Annotated in this window: 6 protein-coding genes; 3 read left to right on the plus strand and 3 right to left on the minus strand. The window is 66.8% G+C overall.

Features of this window, described 5'->3' with window-relative positions:
- Positions 1-394, minus strand: a 394-nt coding sequence (locus LLG88_04405; GenBank protein MCE5246148.1) for a hypothetical protein, incomplete at its 3' end; no start/stop codon positions are given.
- Between the two features lie 167 nt (positions 395-561).
- Here LLG88_04405 and LLG88_04410 point away from each other — a divergent pair.
- Genes LLG88_04410 through LLG88_04420 form a run of 3 tightly spaced genes read left to right on the plus strand, consistent with a single transcriptional unit; the run spans position 562 to position 1882 of the window.
- A complete protein-coding gene (locus tag LLG88_04410) occupies positions 562-999 on the plus strand; it encodes a DUF3225 domain-containing protein (protein MCE5246149.1) in 438 nt (145 codons plus the stop codon).
- A complete protein-coding gene (locus LLG88_04415) occupies positions 996-1448 on the plus strand; it encodes a pyridoxamine 5'-phosphate oxidase family protein (GenBank protein MCE5246150.1) in 453 nt (150 codons plus the stop codon). The genes LLG88_04410 and LLG88_04415 overlap by 4 nt, the downstream gene beginning before the upstream one ends.
- The gene (locus tag LLG88_04420) at positions 1445-1882 is read left to right on the plus strand and encodes a MarR family transcriptional regulator (GenBank protein ID MCE5246151.1); all 438 of its coding nucleotides are present in this window, start codon (positions 1445-1447) and stop codon (positions 1880-1882) included. The genes LLG88_04415 and LLG88_04420 overlap by 4 nt, the downstream gene beginning before the upstream one ends.
- 18 nt (positions 1883-1900) lie before the next feature.
- On the opposite strand, the gene LLG88_04425 is transcribed toward LLG88_04420, so the two are convergent.
- Both LLG88_04425 and LLG88_04430 read right to left on the minus strand, forming a co-directional pair.
- A complete protein-coding gene (locus LLG88_04425; GenBank protein MCE5246152.1) occupies positions 1901-2533 on the minus strand; it encodes a hypothetical protein in 633 nt (210 codons plus the stop codon).
- Positions 2534-2723: 190 nt separating this feature from the next.
- Positions 2724-3110 (minus strand): hypothetical protein, encoded by a 387-nt coding sequence (locus LLG88_04430; protein MCE5246153.1) that lies wholly within the window; start codon positions 3108-3110, stop codon positions 2724-2726.
- Between the last annotated feature and the right edge of the window lie 336 nt (positions 3111-3446).

A 3446-nucleotide genomic window follows, 5' to 3' on the forward strand; every position in this document is an offset into this window, starting at 1 on the left:
GGATTGCGGCCATGAACCAGCCGGGCGGAAACGGCTCGGTCGATTCCGCGGGGGGCTGTTTGGCCTGATCGAGCGAAGCCAAGCCGGCGGGCGCCAAGAGACCTGCGGCCTGCAGTTCCCTGGCCAAGGCGAGGTTGACCGGGGACCACTTGGAATCCTTGGTTCGCGGCGAAAAGCGCTGGGCGTACTTCTCGTCGTCCAGCCGTTGGCGGACGCCGTCGATCCAGCCGAAGCAGAGGGCCTCCAGAAGGGCCTCCTTGTAGCCGAAGGCCGGGCCGCCGGCCGTCCGCTTGGTGAAGACGAGCCAGATCTCCTTCGCGGTGTCGTGATGGCGCTCAAGCCACTCGCGCCATGCCTTGCGGCTTTCAGGTTCAAGCGTTGCGGTGAGCAGCATGGCGGGCTCCTGGGAGGAGGCGCGCGGCGCGGCTTCAGGGTACACCCGGGCCGGCCGCCCCCGGGGGAGGCCGGGCGGATCGACGCCGGCCGGCGGAGGTCCGGGGAGTTCTTGCCTTTTGGTTCGACGTCGAACTATTCTAAATCGAACCACCCCATGGAGGCATCATGCTCAAGCCGTCGTTCCTTCGGGCGCCGCTCCGGGCGTTGTTCCGGCAGGCGCCGGACATTCCCGCGACCATCCTCGCCATGGAGCGGGCCGCGCTGGACCGTTCCGACAACATGGACGCGGATGGGTTCCTGGCCATCTCGGATCCAGGAGTTGTCTACATCGATCCCTTTCTGGAGCGGCCCATCGTCGGCCTCGAGAACCTGCGCAGCTTCTACAGGAAGGTGATGACCCCCTCCGGCGAGGCCACCCCGGGGGAGATGTCGAACGCCACGGTGCAGGCGATGGGCGACACGGCCGTGCTGACTTTCAACTACCGCCGCAAGGACGGGGCGGGGCCGGGCTGGAACGCCACCGAGGTCTATCACAAGGGCAAGGAGGGCTGGCGCATCGTGCACACCCACTGGTCCCTCGCGAACGCGCAGGTCGCCCCGTGATCGACAACGGCGCGCTGCTGGAGATCATGGACCAGGCCGACGCCGTCCTTCTCGCCACGGTCAGCGGCTCGGCCCCGCGCGTCCGCGCCATGGTCAACCTGCGGCGGAAGGACCTCTTCCCGGGCCCTTCGGCGTGCGCGCGCGACGCGGGGTTCGACGTGTACTTCTGCACGTCGGCCGCCTCCGGCAAGGTCCGCGAGCTGCGGGCGAATCCCGCGGCCGCCGCCTACTTCGCGCTTCCCCGGCTCGGTCGCGGCGTGATGATCTCCGGCGTGGGGGAGATCCTCGACTCGCCGGAACTCAAGCGGGCGCTGTGGGACGACAGCTGGCGGATGTACTGGCCCGAGGGGCCTTCCGATCCCGACTGCGTCGTCGTCAAGCTCGCCGCCGCGACCGCCGCCGGATGGCTCGGAACGGAGGCGTTCCACCTGGACCTTCGATCCCGATGAGCGGGCGTCGGCAGGGCGGCTTCCTCGTCGCGAAGATCCATCGGCTCGGCGGGCGCGTCTTCGCCCGGATGCTGCGCGAGCGGGGCATCGTGATCGATCCCGCGCACGGGCGCGTGCTGTTCGTGCTGTGGGACCAGGGCCCGACGACGATCGCCGAACTGGCCAAGCGCGTTTCGCTCGGGAAATCGACCCTGACCCACACGATCGACAGGTTGGAAGCGGCCGGCCAGATCGTCCGGGTGCGCGGCGCCGAGGACCGCCGGAAGGTGACGGTGCAATTGACTCCGGGAAACAGGAGGCTCCGGGCGCTCTACGGGGCGGTTTCACGGGAGATGACGGACCTCTTCTACGGCGGCTTCTCGGAGAAGGAGGCCGACCGGTTCGACGCCCATCTGCGCCGCGTGCTCGCCAACCTGGAGCGGGCTTCGCTCTAGAAGCCCCGAAGACCCGAATCAACCGAGCACAACGCCCGCCAAGAGGTTCCGCGAATCGCGCCGTCGCCCTCGGCAGTCCAAACCGATGAACCAGTTTGGCGACATGGCACGAACACCGCGTAGGTCCGGCGGGTGATCACCGGCGGCTGACGACTCGTCGTACATCATCCAGAACGAGTCCTTTCGCACGGTAAAGGTCGCCGAACGCAACACGCAGACCTCCGTGTTGGCTCGCCACGGGCGCTTCAGCGCATAGATCAGGACGTACCGGTACATTCCCGCGCGGATGACGCTCCCCCCTTCGCGCTCAGGCTCCAGCACGCTCTTCCAAGCTGTGAACGGAACCCCATCATCCAGATCCAGCTCGGTCCACGGGACACGCCTCTCGAACGGCATTAGCGCCCATGAGCCGATATCTGGCAGGGACGCGCGTTCGACCCGCGCCGCATCTCCAATTTCTCCGGCCAAGTAAACGGCTGCGCGTCCGTCTGTGCTGCTAAGCCTCGGCTTTACGTCATCCGCACTCGCGTACTCCGCATCGACTTCGATACGAAGAGGGCAGGCGGCGCCGCCGGCCGCCTCCGCGTCAGGAGGACAGGCAATCACCGCGCAACCGGCCCATAACGTGATCAGCACTCGGAGCACGGTCACTCTGTTTCCCCCGCCTCGCACAGCCGACCGCGCTGACCGGTCCGTTGGGGACGCTGTCCTTCTGGACCCGAGAGCCAGAGGCGCGGCGCTGATCCAGAGGACCGGGCTCACGCGGTCTGCTTGCGAATCGTCTTGTTTCAACTGCCGCCACGATCATACGCGATTCTCGGTCTTGAACCGACTTCCCCAGTCACCTCTTCTTTCGGGGCCTCATGAACATCAGTCCCAGGTCGTCGTTCCGCAGCAACTGCACTTCGTTGTGCGTGATTCGGACCACATATCCGAAGTCGTCAATATCCACCTTCCACATGTATTCGATCGTTCTCAGCTTCCACATTCCAACTTCCTCGGCGTGAGCCCCCGGCCGCGCCGCACGAGTCAGAACGTACGTGTGGTCTGCCCGCAGAACGACGCGGTCACCTACCCGTTCATCAAGTACGCCGGTCTTCGAGATGTACTCATACTCCCCGACCACCATGTCGTCGGTGATCGGGCCGCTGTAGTCGCACCGCCAACACCCGACCGAGCAGAGCGTCGCCAGAATCAATGCCGCCGAGCAGACGGATGTCAGTCGCATGGCGCATACACCTCAGACAGCTCCGCCATCCCGACGAAGGTCGAGCGGTTGGTTCGAAAGCACTCGACGACGGAGTTGTCGCTCGGCGACCAGCAGGAAACGAATCGCGGCGCGCGCGTGCAAGCCGCGACCAACCGCGCGGCGGGCTCTGCACGCGTCGCCGATCCCGCTCCCGTCCTCATAGCTTCACCAGTCCCGTGCACAGGGCGAATGGCGGTCCGAGTCGGCACGAAGACGCGACGTCCGTCGCGGAGCGGCGACGACGAAGCGGCCGCCGCCGCGTCGATCGGCCCGCGCCCCGCCGATCCGCCCGAGCCGCGCCGCGTCGCCCGTCCG

The sequence above is a fragment of the bacterium genome (genome assembly GCA_021372775.1).
Classification (GTDB): Bacteria; Acidobacteriota; Polarisedimenticolia; order J045; family J045; genus JAJFTU01.